Consider the following 15,179-nt stretch of genomic DNA (forward strand, 5'->3'; position numbering starts at 1 on the left):
TCACTCCTCCTCCGTCCGCCAGGCGTCATCCGGCTCGTCGTCCTCGCCGTCGTCGCCCGGTGCCCGGCCGATCGGCAACCGCACCGTGAACCGGGTGCACCCGGGTCGCGACTCGAGGTCGAACTCGCCGCCGTGCTTCTTGACGACGATGTTCCGCGAGATCGCGAGGCCCAGGCCGGTGCCCTGCCCCGGCGGCTTCGTCGTGAAGAACGGATCGAACAGCTTCGAGCGGATCTCGGGGGGCACGCCCGGCCCGTCGTCCTCGAACTGCACCTCGATCCAGTCACCCACCCGGCGTGCGCGGATCGTCAGGGTGCCGCTGCCGCCCATCGCGTCGATGGCGTTGTCGATCAGGTTCGTCCACACCTGGTTCAGCTCGCTCGCGTACGCGTGGATCGAGGGCAGGTCGGTGTCGTACGCGCGCACCACCGTCACACCGTCCTTGAGCTTGTTGTGCAGGATCACGAGCGTGTTGTCGAGCCCGGACCGCACGTCGACGTCCTGCACGGGCGCCTGGTCCATGTACGTGTAGTTCTTCAGGGCCCTCACGAGCTCGACGACGCGGTTCGTCCCCACCGCGATCTCCGAGAGCAGCGCGTAGACCGACGACTTGAGCCCGAGCCATTCCACGACCACGGGCAGTCCCTCGCCGCCGAAGACGCCGCCGAGCGCGTCGAGATCGGTGCGAACCAGGCCGAGGCTCGCGAGCGACGCCGCCAGGTCGCCGCCCGAGGGCACGTCGTGCGCGTCCAGCCACTCCTCGAGTTCGGCCTCCCGGTCGCTGCGCTCCACCGCACCGAGTTCGAGCGGTTCGTTCGCGCAGGCCGCGGCGAGCGCGTCGAGTTCGCGGAGCTTCTGGAGCCGCGTGCCGTAGAGGCCGAGGCGGCCGAGCTCGATCTGGGCCCCCTGCAACTTCGCGAACACCGTGACGGCCTGCGACGCGCCCCGCTGTGCGGCGGAGGCGGGGTTGTTCATCTCGTGCGCCATGCCCGCGCTGAGCCTGCCGAGCGCCGCCATCTTCTCCTGCAGGACCAGCTGGTCCTGCATGGTCCCGATCCGGCGCAGGGTCTCCTCGAGGGCGGCGTTCCTCGTGCGGAACTCCGCCTCCTTCGCGCGGAACTCCTCCTCGCTCCGGTGGAGCGCCTCCTCGGCGGCCTTGCGCTCGCCGAGGTCGCGGATGATGCCCGTGTAGTAGCGATCGTCGCCGACCGTCCATGTCGACAGCGAGAGCTCGACGGGGATCTCGGCGCCGGACTTCGTCAGCGCCGACAGCTCGACGGTGGATCCGATCACGTGCGCCTCGCCGGTCTCGGTGTAGCGACGGATGCCGGTGCGGTGCTGGTCGCGGTACCGCTCGGGGATGATGAGTTCGAGCTTCTGCCCGAGCGCCTCCTCCTCGGTATGGCCGAGGATGCGCGTCGCGGCGGAGTTCCACGACACGATCCGGCCCGTGTCGTCGGCGGAGACGATGGCGTCGATCGCGGACTCGGTGACCGAGCGGAACTTCTGCTCGGCCTGCACTCGCTCGCTGATGTCGCGGACGATGCCCGTGTAGTAGCGGTCGTCGTCGAGGAACCAGGTCGTGAGCGAGAGCTCGATCGGGAACTCCGTGCCGTCCTTGCGGAGCGCCGCCAGCTCGACGGTCGACCCGATCACGTGGGTCTCCCCGCCGGCGCTGACTCGGCGGATGGCGGTGCGGTGCCGGTCGCGGAACCGCTCCGGGATGATGAGCTCGAGCCTCCGACCGACCGCCTCGGTCTCGGTGTGCCCGAAGAGGACGGCGGCGGCACTGTTCCAGCTGCGGATGACCCCCTCGGCGTCCGCGGAGATGATCGCATCGGTCGCCGACTCCATGACCGACCGGAACTTCGCCTCGGACTCGCGAAGCGCCGTCCGCGACCTCGAGACCGTGACCTGCCGCTCGATGCGGGTCACGACCTCGCGCGGGTCGAGCGGCGTCGAGATGAGGTCGTCACCGGCCTGGAGGCTTCGCACGCGCCGTTCGATGTCGGACTCGGGCGCCATGAACACCACGGGCAGGTCGCGCGCGAAACCCGCCTGATGCAGTCGGGCGACGAGGTCGAACGGATCGGTGTGGCCGAGCGACGTGTCGACGACGATGAGGTCGGGCGCTCCGGCGAGCGCGGCCCGCGTGTGCGCGGCATCGCCGTCGGCGGCCACGACGGCGTAGCCGTCCTCGTCGAGGATCCCGCGGAGGTCGCCGGCCGCGCGGGCGTCGTCGGAGACGACGAGGATCACCCCGCGATCACCCACGAGTCCACCTCCCCTCGCTGCATCGCACCAAGGTCGGCTCACCGCAAGAGTAGCGACGCGCTCGCCGCGGGGCCAGAGGCGACGGCTCGGCCACGGCTCAGGCCCCCTCGGCTCCCTCGGCTGCCCCGGACGGCGCGAGGTCGATCGGCAGGCGCACGGTGAACCGGGTTCGGCCCGGCTCGGACTCGACCGCGACCTCGCCGTGGTGCTTCTTCACGACGATGTTGCGCGAGATCGGCAGGCCGAGGCCCGTGCCCTCCCCCTGCGGCTTGGTGGTGAAGAACGGGTCGAACAGCTTCGTGAGGAGGTCCGGCGGGATGCCGGGACCGTCGTCCTCGATCTCCACCTCCACGTCGTCGCCCGCGCGCCGGGCGCGGATCGTCAGCGTTCCGCTGCCGCCCATCGCGTCGATGGCGTTGTCGATGAGGTTCGTCCACACTTGGTTCAGCTCGCCCGCGTACGCCTGGATCGCGGGCAGGTCGGCGTCGTACTCGCGCACCACGTTCACGCTCCGCTTGAGCTTGCTGTGCAGCACGATGAGCGTGTTGTCGAGTCCCTCCCGGACGTCGACGTCCTGCACGGGAGCCTGGTCCATGTAGGTGTAGGTCTTCAGCGCCTTGACGAGTTCCACGATGCGGGTCGTGCCGACCGCCACCTCGGAGAGCAGGTTGTAGATGAGGAACTTCAGGCCCAGCCACTCGACGACCACGACGAGCTCCTCGGCGTCGAACGCGGTCTCGAGTTCGTCGAGGCCCTCGCGGGTGTAGCCGAGGCTCACCAACGCAGGAGCGAGCTCCCATGCCGAGCGGATGCCGCGTGCGTCGAGCCAATCCTCGAGTTCCGCCTCGCGGTCGCTGCGCGTGATCGCGTCGAGCTGCGCCGGGTCGCGCGCACGCTCCGCGGCACGACGGTCGAGTTCGCGGAGGCGGTCGAGCTTCGCACCGTACAGCCCGAGCCGGCCGAGCTGCAGCTGGGCCTCCTGCAGCTTGGCGAACACGGTCTCGGCCTGCACCGCGCCGCGCTGCGCTGCTGAGGCGGGATTGTTGAGCTCGTGCGCCATCCCGGCGCTGAGCTTGCCGAGCGAGGCCATCTTCTCCTGCAGGATCAGCTGGTCCTGCATCCGGCTGATCTGGTCGAGCGTCTCCTCGAGGGCGGCGTTCTTCCTCCGCAGCTCCTCGCCGCGCTCCCTGAGCTCCTGCTCGCTCTGCCGCAGCGCCTCCTCTGCGGCCTTGCGCTCGCCGATGTCGCGGATGATGCCCGTGTAGTAGCGGTCCTCGTGCACGGTCCATGTCGACAGCGACAGCTCGATCGGGATCTCCGCGCCCGCCTTCGTCAGCGCCGACAGCTCGACGGTGGATCCGATCACGTGCGCCTCGCCGGTCTCGGTATAGCGACGGATGCCGGTGCGGTGCTGGTCGCGGTAGGTCTCGGGGATGACGAGCTCGAGCTTCTGCCCGACCGCCTCCTCCTCGGTGTGGCCGAGGATGCGCGTCGCGGCGGAGTTCCACGACACGATCCGGCCCGTGTGGTCGGCGGAGATGATCGCGTCGATAGCGGACTCGGTGACCGAGCGGAACTTCTGCTCGGCCTGCTTGCGCTCGCTGATGTCGCGGATGATGCCCGTGTAGTAGCGGTCCTCGTCGAGGAACCAGGTCGCGAGCGACAGCTCGACGGGGAACTCGGTGCCGTCGCGCCGGAGCGCCGCGACCTCCACGGTCGAGCCGATCACGTGCGTCTCGCCGCCGCCCGTGACGCGACGGATGCCGGTGCGGTGCAGGTCGCGGAACCGCTCGGGGATGATCAGTTCGAGCTTCCGGCCGACCGCCTCGGCCTCGGTGTGACCGAACAGCGCGGTCGCCGCACTGTTCCAGCTGCGGATGACGCCCTCATGGTCGGCGGAGATGATCGCGTCGATGGCCGATTCCATGACCGACCGGAACTTCGCCTCGGACTCCCTGAGCGCCATCCGAACCTTGGACACCGTCACCTGGCGTTCGATGCGCGCGAGCACTTCGCGTGGATCGAGCGGGGTCGAGATGAGGTCGTCGCCGGCCTCGAGGCTGCGGACGCGGTGCTCGACGTCGGTCTCGGGGGCCATGAAGATGACCGGCAGGTCGCGGGCCTGGCCGGCGCGATGCAGGTCGTCGACCAGCCCGAAGGGGTCCATGCGGGCGAGCTCGGTGTCGACGACGATGAGATCCGGTGACCCGGCGAGCGCCGCGCTCGCGTGCGACACATCACCCTCGGCGTGGACCACCGCGTACGTGTCGGCGTCGAGGATGCCGCGGAGCTCGCCGAACGCGCGGGCGTCGTCGGAGACGACGAGGATCACTCCGCGGTCGCCCACGAGCACCACCTCCCCCGCTGCGCCGCATCGGACGGTCCACTCGTCAGGGTAGCGACGCGCCCGACCCGGGGCCAGAGGCGACGGATGGCGCGGCGCGAGCCTGCCGCGGCGTCAGTTGCCGATCGTCGCGACGAGCAGGAGGATCCCCTGGCTGACGAACACGAACCCGCCGAGCGCGATCGCGGCGAGCGAGATCCACCCGGGGCCCGTCGACGGGTCGGCCCGGAACTGCCGGCGGCCGATGACACCGAGGGCGATCGCGACCGCGGCGACGCCGAGCGCCCACAGCGCCGGCAGCGCGAGGGACAGCACCGCGAGCAGCGCGCCGATCACGGCAGCGGGCGACACGGTGCCGAACCATCGCAGCGCGCGGCCGCGGGCGGCTCCGTCCTCAGGCCGCTGCACCATGCGACCAGTCAACCGCATCTGCAGGACACGTCGCGCCGCTGCGCGGAACCGACCGCCCCGCCGGGTACGTTCGACCCGAGCACCTGCTCTCGGGGGACGACGAGGAACGGAGGACGGATGGCGACATCCGGAACGGCGGAACCCGACACGATCGGCGACGCGACGACCCACGACACCGACGCACTGGTCGAGCGGATCGTCGCCGACGAGCTCGACGCACTGCGTCGGGCCTTCGACGACGGTGCCGAGTTCGCGATCACGCGGGTGGGCCGGCGAGACGAGACCCTCCACCGCCTGGAGTGCCCGGCGCTCGAGCCCGCGCTCGACCGGCGGGCACGCTGGACGGAGGAGCACCGCCGCCGGCTGACCGACGATCGGGAGTACCGGATCCCGCTTCCCGCGCTCCTCACGCGAGAGCGTGCGCGTTCGATGACGCACCCGCGGAGCTGCCGGGTGTGCTGGCCGAACATCACGGGCACCGAAGCGCGCCCGCTGAAGCGCATCTCCGCCCGCGGCCTCCGAGCCCGGCATGCGGGGCGCGTGCTCGCGACGGAGACCGGCGAATCCCTCGGCACGATCATCCGGGCGACGGCGTACACCGGCGCCGACCTGTTCGGCGTCGAGCACGACGAGATCGAAGTCGTGACCTCGGCCCGCACCCTCCGCTACGCGCCGTCCGAGCAGGTGTACCTCTGGGACCTGCCCTCCGACGCCGAGGCGATGGAGCGGAGGATGCGGTTGTTCGCCCGGCTCGGGACCCCGACGCCGCCCGCACGGTGAGCGCGAGCCGCCGCCTAGAATGATCGGGCACTCGCGGGAGTGGTGAAATCGGCAGACACGCAGGATTTAGGTTCCTGTGCCTTCGGGCGTGTGGGTTCAAGTCCCACCTTCCGCACTAGACTCGCTGCTGTCCAGGCGCCCCGAGGCGCCGGTGCTCGGAAAATGGGCACGAAGCGACCGGGCGGCCCGGCCCTCGCGAGACACATACGGAATCCACGCATCCGTCCCGTCTCGAAAGGCCTCGCCATGCCCACGGTCTCCGCGCACGTCGCCCGCACCCTCGCCGCCCACGTCGACCACGTCTTCGGGGTGATGGGCAACGGCAACGCCTGGTTCCTCGATGCGCTCGAGCGCGGGACGGATGCCGCGTTCGTCGCCGTCCGCCACGAGGTCGGCGGCGTCGTCGCGGCCGACGCCCACTTCCGCGCGTCGGGCCGGCTCGCCGCCGCGACCGCCACGTACGGCGCCGGGTTCACCAACGCGCTCACCGGGCTCGCCGAAGCCGTGCAGGCGGGCGTGCCGCTCGTGCTCGTCGTCGGCGACGAGCCCACGTCGGGCCCGCGGCCGTGGGGCGTCGACCAGATCGCGCTCGCGTCGGCCGTCGGCGCGCGCACGTACACGGTCGGGCGAACGGATGCCGCGGCCACCACCGTGATCGCCATCGAGCATGCGCTCGCGTACGGGGTGCCGACGGTGCTCGCCATCCCCTACGACGTGGCGTCGTTCGAGGCGGGCGAGGTTCCCGAGACGGTGCCGCTGCGGCTTCCTGCGCCGCTGACGCCGGCCGGGGACTTCGTCGAGCGGGCGATCGCCGACCTCGCCGGGCGTCTCGCCGATGCGCAGCGCCCGGTGCTGCTCGCCGGGCGGGGCGCCTGGCTCGCCGGCGCCGGCCCGGCCCTCGGCGAGCTCGCGGCGGCGACCGGCGCGCTCACCGCGACCACCGCGCTCGGACGCGGCATCTTCCCCGACGCGCGGTACGACCTCGGCGTCGCCGGCGGATTCGGCGCGGAGGCGGCGATGGAGCTCGTGCGGCAGGCCGATGTCGCCGTCGTCTTCGGCGCCTCGCTCAACCAGTTCACGATGCGGTTCGGCGAGCTCTTCGGACCGGGCGGGCATGTCGCACAGGTGGACACGGCGCCGACCGCGACGCATCCGCACGTCGGCGCCTACCTCAGGGGTGACGCACGGCTCGTCGCGGAGGCCCTCGTCGAGGACGTGCGTCGCATCGACGCCTCGGCGTCGGGCTGGCGCGAGCGAGTGGATGTCGCGGCATCCGTTCGCCACGACCCCGGCACCGGCGTGGCCGGGGACGGCCGGCTCGACCCGCGCTCGGTCGCCGCGCGCCTGGCCGAGCTGCTGCCCGAGGACCGCGTCGTGGTCTCCGACGGCGGGCACTTCATCGGCTGGGCGAACATGTACTGGCCCGTCGCGTCGCCCGACCGGATGATCATGGTCGGCACGGCGTTCCAGTCGATCGGGCTCGGCTTCCCGAGCGTGCCCGGCGCGGCCGCCGCGAACCCGGATGCCACGATCGTGCTCACCACCGGCGACGGGGGCGGGCTCATGGCGCTCGCCGACCTCGAGTCCGCGGTGCGCACGGCGGCGGGCCGCGGGATCGCCGTCGTCTGGAACGACGCGGTCTACGGCGCGGAGGTGCACGTCTACGGCGCCAAGGGCCTCGCCGAGGGGCCGATGCGAATCCCCGAGGTCGACTTCGCGGGGCTCGCCGCGGCGGTCGGCGCCGAAGCCGTCGTCGTGCACGAGCTCGCCGACCTCGACCGCGTCGCCGCGTGGGCGGCCGAGCCGGTCGCGGACCGCCGCTTCCTCCTGCTCGACTGCCGCGTGTCCGACCGTGTCGTGGCGCCGTACCAGCGCGAGATCCTGCACGCGAACCGCTGAGCGACCGGGGGGTCCTCGCGGCGGCATCCGTACCATGGGCTCGTGACCGACCCGAACCAGCCGCCGCCGATCGAACCCGGCGTCTACGAGCACCACAGGGGCGCCCGCTACGAGGTGCTGACGACCGCGCGGCACAGTGAGACCGAGGAGTGGGTCGTGGTCTACCGGCAGCTCTACGGCGACCACGGCAAGTGGGTGCGGCCGGCCGGGATGTTCGCCGAGACCGTCGAACATGAGGGGCGCACGGTGCCGAGGTTCCGCCGGATCGTCGACCGCGCCGGTTGAGGGCCGACGTCAGTCCAGGTACGGCAGGACGAGTCGCGAGGGATGGGCGCCTCCCAGGTGCACCCGCTGCCGCCCCCGATTCACCGAGTCGTGGTGGCGCGCGTAGACGAGCGCGGGGTATTCCATGATGTCGGTGCCCTGCACCACCAGCACGAGGGACTCCCCCGCTTCGAAGACGGTGCCGGAGGGGAGGATCTCGATGGTCACCCGGGTCGGCCCGGTGGCCTCCATCGGCAGCGCCCGCCGGTGGGCGAGCACGGGCAGGAAGGCTTCGGACCGTTCCGGATCCAGCTCGCGGTGGGTGACCCTCAGCCACCCGAGGGCGACGGGTCCGTCCTCGAACTGCGCGTAGTGCGCGAACCCGACGACCTCGCCGTCGGTGCCGCGCTTGAACAGCCCGAGGAACAGGTCCATGTCGTCGGCATCCGGAGCGGAGACCGCGAGCTCGGCGGTCGCGTGCCCGACGATGACCGTGCGCTGCGCGAACGTGTGCTCGAACTGCACGCGGTGCGCGCCGATCCCGCTCCCGAGGCCGTCGTACTCGACGACGGACTCCGCATCCGGTTCCGTCTCGGTGAGCGCCCCTCGCTCGCCGAGGTGCAGCGACGCGTACCGCACCGCCGGAATCGGCCACGCCTCTGCGCCGGCGACGTCGCCGCGGTCGTACGACTCCCGCACCTCGTACTGCACCGTCGGACGGTCCTCCCACCCGTTGTCGACGCCCCTGAGGAATCGGTCGAAGAACTGCCGCTGTCGCTCGACGTTCTCGGGCCGGTAGTACTCGGCCCACTTCTTGCGCCCGTGGATGTCGAGCCATTTCTGCGACGATCCCATGCGTCGGAAGCCCTCGAAGGTGCCTCGACTGTGCAGCCCCTGGTCCGACCAACTGCCGACCACCCACGCCGGCACCCGGATGGACTCGAGCCGGGCGGCCTTGGACTCCCAGAAGTCGTCGAAGAGCGGATGCGCGGCGTTCTCGGCCTCGAGGTCCTCGATCGCGCCCGTGCTCGCTCCCCAGCGCTCCCAGATGTACGGCCAGAACGAGGTCTCCGGGATGCCGCCGTGCCGGGCGACCTCGCGGTACGTGTCGGACCACCCCTCCCACGGGTTGATGGCGGCCAGGTGCGGCGGGTTCAGCTCCGCGACGCGCCACTGGGACACCGTGAGGTACGAGACGCCGGAGAGTCCGACCCTGCCGTTGCTCCACTCGCGCGTGCCGGCCCACTCGATGAGGTCGCGGAAGTCCTCGGCCTCCTCCGGCGAGCAGTACGTCGCGGGTCCCTTCGCGTACCAGGTCCCGGGGATGTCGGCGATGACGAGCGCGTAGCCGTGCGGGATCCAGTAGTCGGGATCGGGAGCCTCGAACGTGGTCCTCGGGCCCATGTCCTCGGGGCGCACGCCGCTCTCGGGGTAGATCACGCCGATCGGCGCCGGGTTGTGCTTGCCGTACGGCGACCACGCGATGATGGCGGGCACGGGCGTGCCGCCGTCCGGGCGGTAGACGTCGGCGATCACCGTGCGCCCGGCCTCCGTCGACACCGTGACGTCGCGCTCGATGATCATCCCGTCGACGTGTTCGGTGCGCGGTTCCGGCGGCCGGCCGCCGCGTGATTCCGGCGTGCTGCGCGGCGGACGGAACAGGTACGGAGTCGACGACATCGGCGGTCCTTTCGGTGGGTCAGGCGAGCGAGAGCACGAACGACAGCACGAACCCCGCGGCGGTGCTGAGCGCCACCGCGGGTCCGCCGTGCTCGTACGCCTCGGGCATGAGGGTGTCGGCGAGCGACGCGATCACGGCGCCCGCGGCGAAGGCGAGCGGCAGCGAGATGGTCTCCGGGTCGGTGTTGGCGAGCGGTCCGGCGCCGACGAGGACCGCGACCACCAGGAGCGCGGCGCAGCCGGCCCAGAGACCGAGGATGGCCGCGGTCGAGCGACCCTGGGCTCGCATCGACGACGCGCCGACGAGCGCCTCGGGCAGGTTCGACACGAAGATCGCGGCGAGCAGCGCGAGCCCGCCGGACCCGGCCGACCCGAGGGACACCCCGAGCGCGAGGTTCTCGGGCACGCCGTCGAGCGTGACCGCGGCGAGCAGCGCCAGCCCCGCCGCGCCCCGCGTCGACGCCGAGGTCGGTCCTCGATCGGATGCCGCTGCGTCCGTGTCGAGCTTGACGCTGCCCTCGACCTCGTCGGCGGGCTTCGAGCGCCGCCCCGGCTGGGCCCACCGGTCGAGCAGCGCGCTCAGGCCGGTGAAGACCGCAGCGCCGACGAAGAGCCCGAGCGCGGCGCGGACGATGCCGCCCTGCTCATACGCGTCCTCGAACAACTCGAACGCGAGCGCCGTGATGAGCGCGCCCGCGGCGAACGAGAGCAGGATCGCGAGCAGCCGCTTGGGGAACTCGAAGCGCACGCCGAGCACCGCACCCAGCAGCAGTGCGCTGGACGCGACCGCACCGAACAGCAGCGCCGTGCCCACGGGCCCAGTATCGGGCGAGCTCCGGATCGTGGAAAGGCGCTTGACCCCGCTCGGGCCCATGTGCCCGCCGTCATCCGCTCGGCGGACTCCGGGCCAGCACGGGTCACTCGCCCCGGTCCGCTCGGTAGACTGCACGGACACCACGCCGTCCGCGACCGGCCTCCGCCGCGTCCATCGACAGGAGCCGTCCGTGATCCACACCGCGCTGATCCCCTGGCTGGATCCCGAGATGATCATCGGCGCGGCTGGCCCGTGGGCCCTGCTCGTGGTCTGCTTCATCGTGTTCGCCGAGACCGGGCTCCTCGTCGGCTTCCTGCTGCCGGGCGACACGCTCCTCATCATCTCCGGCCTCCTGGCGCATTCGACGCCGGCGCTGCCGAACGGCGTCTTCGGCGTCGCCGCGTGGGTCGTCGCGCTCCTCATCGGGCTCTCGGCGTTCGTGGGCGGCGAGGTCGGGTACGAGATCGGCCACCGCGGCGGCCCGCGCGTGTTCGAACGCAAGGAGAGCGGCATCTTCAGCGTGAAGAACGTCGAACGCACCAACGCGTTCTTCGAGCGCTTCGGCGGGCTCACCATCATCCTCGCCCGCTTCGTCCCCATCGTGCGCACCTTCGCGCCGGTGGCCGCGGGCGTCGGGCACATGCAGCGCGCGCGGTACTCGCTGTACAACTTCATCGGCGCCGTGATCTGGGGCTTCGGCCTGACGATGTTCGGCTACCTCATCGGCTTCATCCCTCCCGTGGCCTACCTCGTCCGCGAGTACATCGACGTCATCCTGCTCGTCGCTGTCGGCGGCACCGCGGTCGTGACCGCCTGGCACTACTTCCGCGAGCGCGCCAAGGCCCGCCACGCCGAGAAGGCCGGTGAAGACGTGGTCACCGACGAGGAAGAGGCCGAGGAGCTCGTGCTCGACCCGGACGTCTTCGACCGCCCGCCGCACTTCGACGGCGACCACGGCCACGGCGACGAGCGGCCGCACGGCGATCGCTGAGCGGTGACGGATGCCGCGCGGCATCCGTCATCTCATTCGGCGAACCACCCAGACGGCGCGACGTCGCCGCCCATGCGCGGCACGTACTGGTCGAAGTACACGCGTGAGATGAGCTCGCGGCGGCTGCGTACGCCGGCCTTGTCGAACACCGCCTTGAGGTGGTCCTGCACGGTGTAGGCCGACACGTGCAGCGTCGCAGCGATCTCCTTCGTCTCGACGCCCTGCAGCACCAGGCGGGTCACGTCGCGTTCGCGCGGCGTGAGGCCGAAGGCGGCGACCACGAGGGCGACGATCTCGGGCGGTCGCGCCTCCTCGATGGTGACGACGACGTCGCCGACTGCGCCGTCCGAGCCGCGCAGCGGTGAGGCGTGCAGCAGGAGCCAGACGCCGGCGCCGGTCCGCACTCGCGCCCGGGGCAGCGACGCGCCGGGCGTCCCGAGGGAGCGGCGGGCTGCGCTCACGAGCGAGCTGACGATGGCGAGCGGATCGCCGCCGTGGGCGTCGCCGCGCAGCTGGTCGAGCCGCTCCTCGGCGCCGACGCTGATCTGCGAGATGCGGTCGTGCGCGTCGACGATCACGACGGCCGGACCGACCGATTCGGGGTCCGACAGGTGACCGGTCGCGAGTCGCGCGAGCATGCCGGAGCGCACGCCCCGGGCGAACGACTCGGAGAGGCTGCCGAGGAAGTCGACCTCGTCGGTGGCGAAGCTCGGGTCCTCGTCGCCGCGGAAGATCGCGAGGGCGCCCCACACGCCCGAGGCGTCGCGGAACAGCAGCCGCGCCTCGTCGGCGAAGCCGTACACGGGTCGCATGAGCCGCGTCATCCGCTCCGAGCGCTCGAGGTCGCCCGAGGTGGTCTCGTGCATCCCGATCGCGCGATGCGCCGACACGGCGAGCGACCGGAACGAGGTCGCCTCGTCTGAGCCGTACTCGATGATGCCGAAGAGCTGGTCGTGGTCGTTGTTCCGCACGAGTGCGCCGTACTTGCGGGCGCTGGTGAGCATCATCGTCGCCGGGTCGTGCGTGCCGACGCACGCGCCGACCCATGGCACGGCGCGCTGCACCGACCCGGTCGCCTCGACCAGGAACTCGTCGAGGTTGAGTCCCGCGCGAGACAGCACGTCGAGGTCGCCCTGCACGCGGGCCTCGGTCAGGCGGGTGGTCACGGCACCAGTATGCGCCGGACGCCTGCGAACGCGATATCCCAGATGACTGGGAGATCCGATTCCCCGGTCGCTCGGGATACCGCCGTGGCCGGACGGATCGCAGGCTTCAGTGCGTGACCATCACGATCGAGACCGAACCGGTCGACGAGCACGGGTACCTCGTGCACGCCGAGGACGCGACGGCGCAGCTCTGCCTCGCGCTCGTCCGCCTCGAGGCGGCCCTGCGCGAGCGAGGCCTCGACCTGTCGGCCGTCGACGGGGTGCGCGTGCGCGCGGTCGACGCCCGCCTGGCAGCGGAACTCGTCGAGATCGCCGTGGAGCGCTTCGCCGCCGCGGCGGTCGCCCCGGCGATCGCCTGCGTCCCGGCAGTACGGCTGGGGATCGACGACATGCTCGTCGCGATCTCCGCCGACGTGTCCGTCACCCACCGAATCCGCTGAAGATCCACGAAGAAGGAACCCATGAACCCCTCGATCACCGACGCCCCGTCGCTCCGCGACGCGGGCACCCTCCACTTCCCCGGCGACCCCGGGTACGAGGCGGCCTCCACGCCGTGGAACCTCGCCGTCACCCAGCGTCCCGCCGCGGTCGCGGTGCCGCGGTCGATCGACGAGGTCGCCCGCGTCGTCGGCACCGCCGCGAGGCTCGGCCTGCGCATCGCACCGCAGAGCACCGGCCACGGTGCCGCCGCGCTCGGCGACCATCCGCTCGACGACGTGATGCTGCTGCGCCTGCACGAGCTGACCGGCGTGACGATCGATCCCGAGGCGCGGATCGCGCGCGTGCTCGGCGGGACGCTCTGGCAGGACGTGGTCGCGGCCGCCGCCCCGCACGGGCTGACCGCGGTGCACGGCAGTGCGGGCGACGTCGCCGTCGCCGGCTACACGCTCGGCGGCGGCCTGTCGTTCTACGGTCGTGCGCACGGGCTCGCCGCATCGCACCTCCGGGCGGTCGAGCTCGTGACCGCCACGGGCGAGGTGGTCCGCGCGAGCGCCGACGAGCACCCCGACCTCTTCTGGGCGGTCCGGGGCGGCGGGGGCAGCTTCGGCGCCGTCGTCGCGCTCGAGTTCGACCTGCTGCCCATCGCGGACGTGGTCGCCGGGATGCTGCTGTGGGACCTGTCGCACGCGGAGGACGTCCTCCGGGCGTGGGCGGCCTGGACCGCCGACCTGCCCGAATCGGTCACCACGTCGCTGCGGTTCATGCGGTTCCCGCCGGTGCCCGAGCTGCCGCCGTTCCTGAGCGGACGCAGCCTCGTCGTCATCGACGGCGCCGTGCTCGAGGGCGACGAGCGAGCGGCCGAGCTGCTCGCCCCGCTGCGTGCGCTCGCCCCCGAGATGGACACGTTCGCCAGGATCCCGGCGCCGCAGCTGCTCGCGGTGCACATGGACCCGCCCGGCCCGGTGCCGTCCGTCGGTCGCCATGCCCTGGTGTCCGAGCTGACGGATACCGCGATCGAGGCGTTCCTCGCCGTGGCGGGCCGCGGCGTCGACATCCCGCTGATGTTCGCCGAGTTGCGCCACCTCGGCGGCGCGCTCGCGGTGCCGCAGGATGGCGCGCTCGACCGCCTCGACGCCGCGTACGCGCTGTTCGCGCTGGCGCCCGCGCCCACGCCCGAGATCGCCGCCGCCGGGGCCGCCGCCGCCGAGTCGGTGACCGCCGCGCTCGGCCGCTGGTCCTCGCCGCGCACGTTCCTCAACTTCGCCGATCACGGGATCGACGTCGCGACGGCGTTCGACGCCGACGCGTGGGCGCGCCTCCGCGAGGTGCGCCGGACGATCGATCCCACCGGCGTCTGGGTCGCCAACCACCCCATCGGCCGCTAGGCGCGTCCGCACCCACCGTCCGAACCGCAACGAAACGAACGAAGGAGCACCACATGAATCACCATCGCACCACCATCGACCGCGGCATCCGTCGTCGCACCATCGCCGCCGCGGGCATGCTCGCCCTCCTCGCGGCCGGCACCACGGCACTGCCGGCCGCCGCCCAGCCGGCGGAGCCGGGCTCGCCGGAGCGCCCCCTCCGCGCGAGCCAGTCGGCACTGCTCGCCGAGGTCCGAGCGGCCACCGCCCGATTCCACGATGTCGAGGTCGCGCTCGCCGAGGGCTACCAGAGCACCCACGAGTGCGCGAGCGGTCCGGACGGGGCCATGGGCATCCACTTCATGAACTCCGACCTGGTCGCGCCGGGCGCACCGGTCGACCCCGCGAACCCGCCCATCCTCATGTACGGCCCGTCGCCCTCTGGCGGCCTCGAGTTCTGGGGCGTGGAGTACTTCGAGCCCGAAGTCGGCCAGCCCGTCCCGATGCTCGGCGACCGGCCGTTCGACGGGCCCATGCCCGGGCACGACCCGCACATGCCGGTCCACTACGACCTCCACGTGTGGACCGGAAAGCACAACCCGGCTGGGATCTACGCCCCGTTCAACCCCAGCCTCGCCTGCTGACCCACGCCGGCCTGCGAGCCGCAGCCCGGCAGTTCGGCTGCGGCCCGCCGGCAGGTGTGCGGTTCCGCCCTCGAAGTGGGCCTGCCGCAGTGCCACGAGCGGGTCTA

The 15,179-nt window shown here is 72.0% G+C and carries 13 protein-coding genes and 1 tRNA gene; 8 read left to right on the top strand and 6 right to left on the bottom strand.

From position 1 onward, the window contains the following. The 3 genes from ACULK4_RS11615 to ACULK4_RS11625 all read right to left on the bottom strand — a co-directional run bounded on the left by ACULK4_RS11615 (window position 1) and on the right by ACULK4_RS11625 (window position 5,029). Window positions 1-2,274: a PAS domain S-box protein gene (locus tag ACULK4_RS11615; protein WP_445964574.1), complete on the bottom strand. Its 2,274-nt coding sequence runs from the start codon at window positions 2,272-2,274 to the stop codon at window positions 1-3. A gap of 97 nt (window positions 2,275-2,371) precedes the next feature. Then, a complete protein-coding gene (locus tag ACULK4_RS11620) occupies window positions 2,372-4,621 on the bottom strand; it encodes a PAS domain S-box protein (RefSeq protein WP_445964575.1) in 2,250 nt (749 codons plus the stop codon). Window positions 4,622-4,732: 111 nt separating this feature from the next. Further along, window positions 4,733-5,029 (bottom strand): hypothetical protein, encoded by a 297-nt coding sequence (locus ACULK4_RS11625; protein ID WP_445964576.1) that lies wholly within the window; start codon window positions 5,027-5,029, stop codon window positions 4,733-4,735. Window positions 5,030-5,146: 117 nt separating this feature from the next. Here ACULK4_RS11625 and ACULK4_RS11630 point away from each other — a divergent pair, with 117 nt between their 5' ends. The 4 genes from ACULK4_RS11630 to ACULK4_RS11645 all read left to right on the top strand — a co-directional run bounded on the left by ACULK4_RS11630 (window position 5,147) and on the right by ACULK4_RS11645 (window position 7,993). Further along, window positions 5,147-5,809, top strand: coding sequence for a hypothetical protein (locus ACULK4_RS11630; RefSeq protein ID WP_445964577.1), 663 nt, complete (start codon window positions 5,147-5,149; stop codon window positions 5,807-5,809). Window positions 5,810-5,842: 33 nt separating this feature from the next. Then, window positions 5,843-5,924, top strand: a tRNA-Leu gene (locus ACULK4_RS11635). Between the two features lie 131 nt (window positions 5,925-6,055). Beyond that, the gene (locus tag ACULK4_RS11640; protein ID WP_445964578.1) at window positions 6,056-7,708 is read left to right on the top strand and encodes a thiamine pyrophosphate-binding protein; all 1,653 of its coding nucleotides are present in this window, start codon (window positions 6,056-6,058) and stop codon (window positions 7,706-7,708) included. 42 nt (window positions 7,709-7,750) lie between these two features. Beyond that, window positions 7,751-7,993, top strand: coding sequence for a DUF1653 domain-containing protein (locus tag ACULK4_RS11645; RefSeq protein ID WP_445964579.1), 243 nt, complete (start codon window positions 7,751-7,753; stop codon window positions 7,991-7,993). 9 nt (window positions 7,994-8,002) lie between these two features. Here the strand turns inward: ACULK4_RS11645 and ACULK4_RS11650 are convergent, their stop codons facing one another. Next, window positions 8,003-9,652, bottom strand: a complete 1,650-nt coding sequence (locus ACULK4_RS11650) for a CocE/NonD family hydrolase (protein ID WP_445964580.1) — start codon at window positions 9,650-9,652, stop codon at window positions 8,003-8,005. 19 nt (window positions 9,653-9,671) lie between these two features. Then, the gene (locus ACULK4_RS11655) at window positions 9,672-10,466 is read right to left on the bottom strand and encodes a ZIP family metal transporter (RefSeq protein WP_445964581.1); all 795 of its coding nucleotides are present in this window, start codon (window positions 10,464-10,466) and stop codon (window positions 9,672-9,674) included. A 229-nt stretch (window positions 10,467-10,695) separates the two neighbouring features. On the opposite strand from ACULK4_RS11655, the gene ACULK4_RS11660 reads away from it, so the two are divergent. Next, the gene (locus ACULK4_RS11660) at window positions 10,696-11,457 is read left to right on the top strand and encodes a DedA family protein (protein WP_445964716.1); all 762 of its coding nucleotides are present in this window, start codon (window positions 10,696-10,698) and stop codon (window positions 11,455-11,457) included. Window positions 11,458-11,489: 32 nt separating this feature from the next. Here ACULK4_RS11660 and ACULK4_RS11665 read toward each other — a convergent pair whose 3' ends face one another. Further along, on the bottom strand, window positions 11,490-12,623 hold the full coding sequence (locus ACULK4_RS11665; RefSeq protein WP_445964582.1) for a helix-turn-helix transcriptional regulator: 1,134 nt from the start codon (window positions 12,621-12,623) through the stop codon (window positions 11,490-11,492). A gap of 113 nt (window positions 12,624-12,736) precedes the next feature. Between ACULK4_RS11665 and ACULK4_RS11670 the strand changes: the two genes are divergently transcribed. From ACULK4_RS11670 to ACULK4_RS11680, 3 genes are read left to right on the top strand one after another with little or no spacing between them, the layout of a single operon-like run. After that, window positions 12,737-13,063: a Rid family hydrolase gene (locus ACULK4_RS11670; protein WP_445964583.1), complete on the top strand. Its 327-nt coding sequence runs from the start codon at window positions 12,737-12,739 to the stop codon at window positions 13,061-13,063. A gap of 21 nt (window positions 13,064-13,084) precedes the next feature. Next, window positions 13,085-14,449 carry an FAD-binding oxidoreductase gene (locus ACULK4_RS11675; protein ID WP_445964584.1) on the top strand — a complete coding sequence of 455 codons (1,365 nt, stop codon included), beginning with the start codon at window positions 13,085-13,087 and terminating at the stop codon, window positions 14,447-14,449. Window positions 14,450-14,502: 53 nt separating this feature from the next. Further along, on the top strand, window positions 14,503-15,072 hold the full coding sequence (locus tag ACULK4_RS11680) for a hypothetical protein (protein WP_445964585.1): 570 nt from the start codon (window positions 14,503-14,505) through the stop codon (window positions 15,070-15,072). Window positions 15,073-15,179: the final 107 nt, after the last annotated feature.

The organism is Agromyces selenitireducens (genome assembly GCF_052748465.2).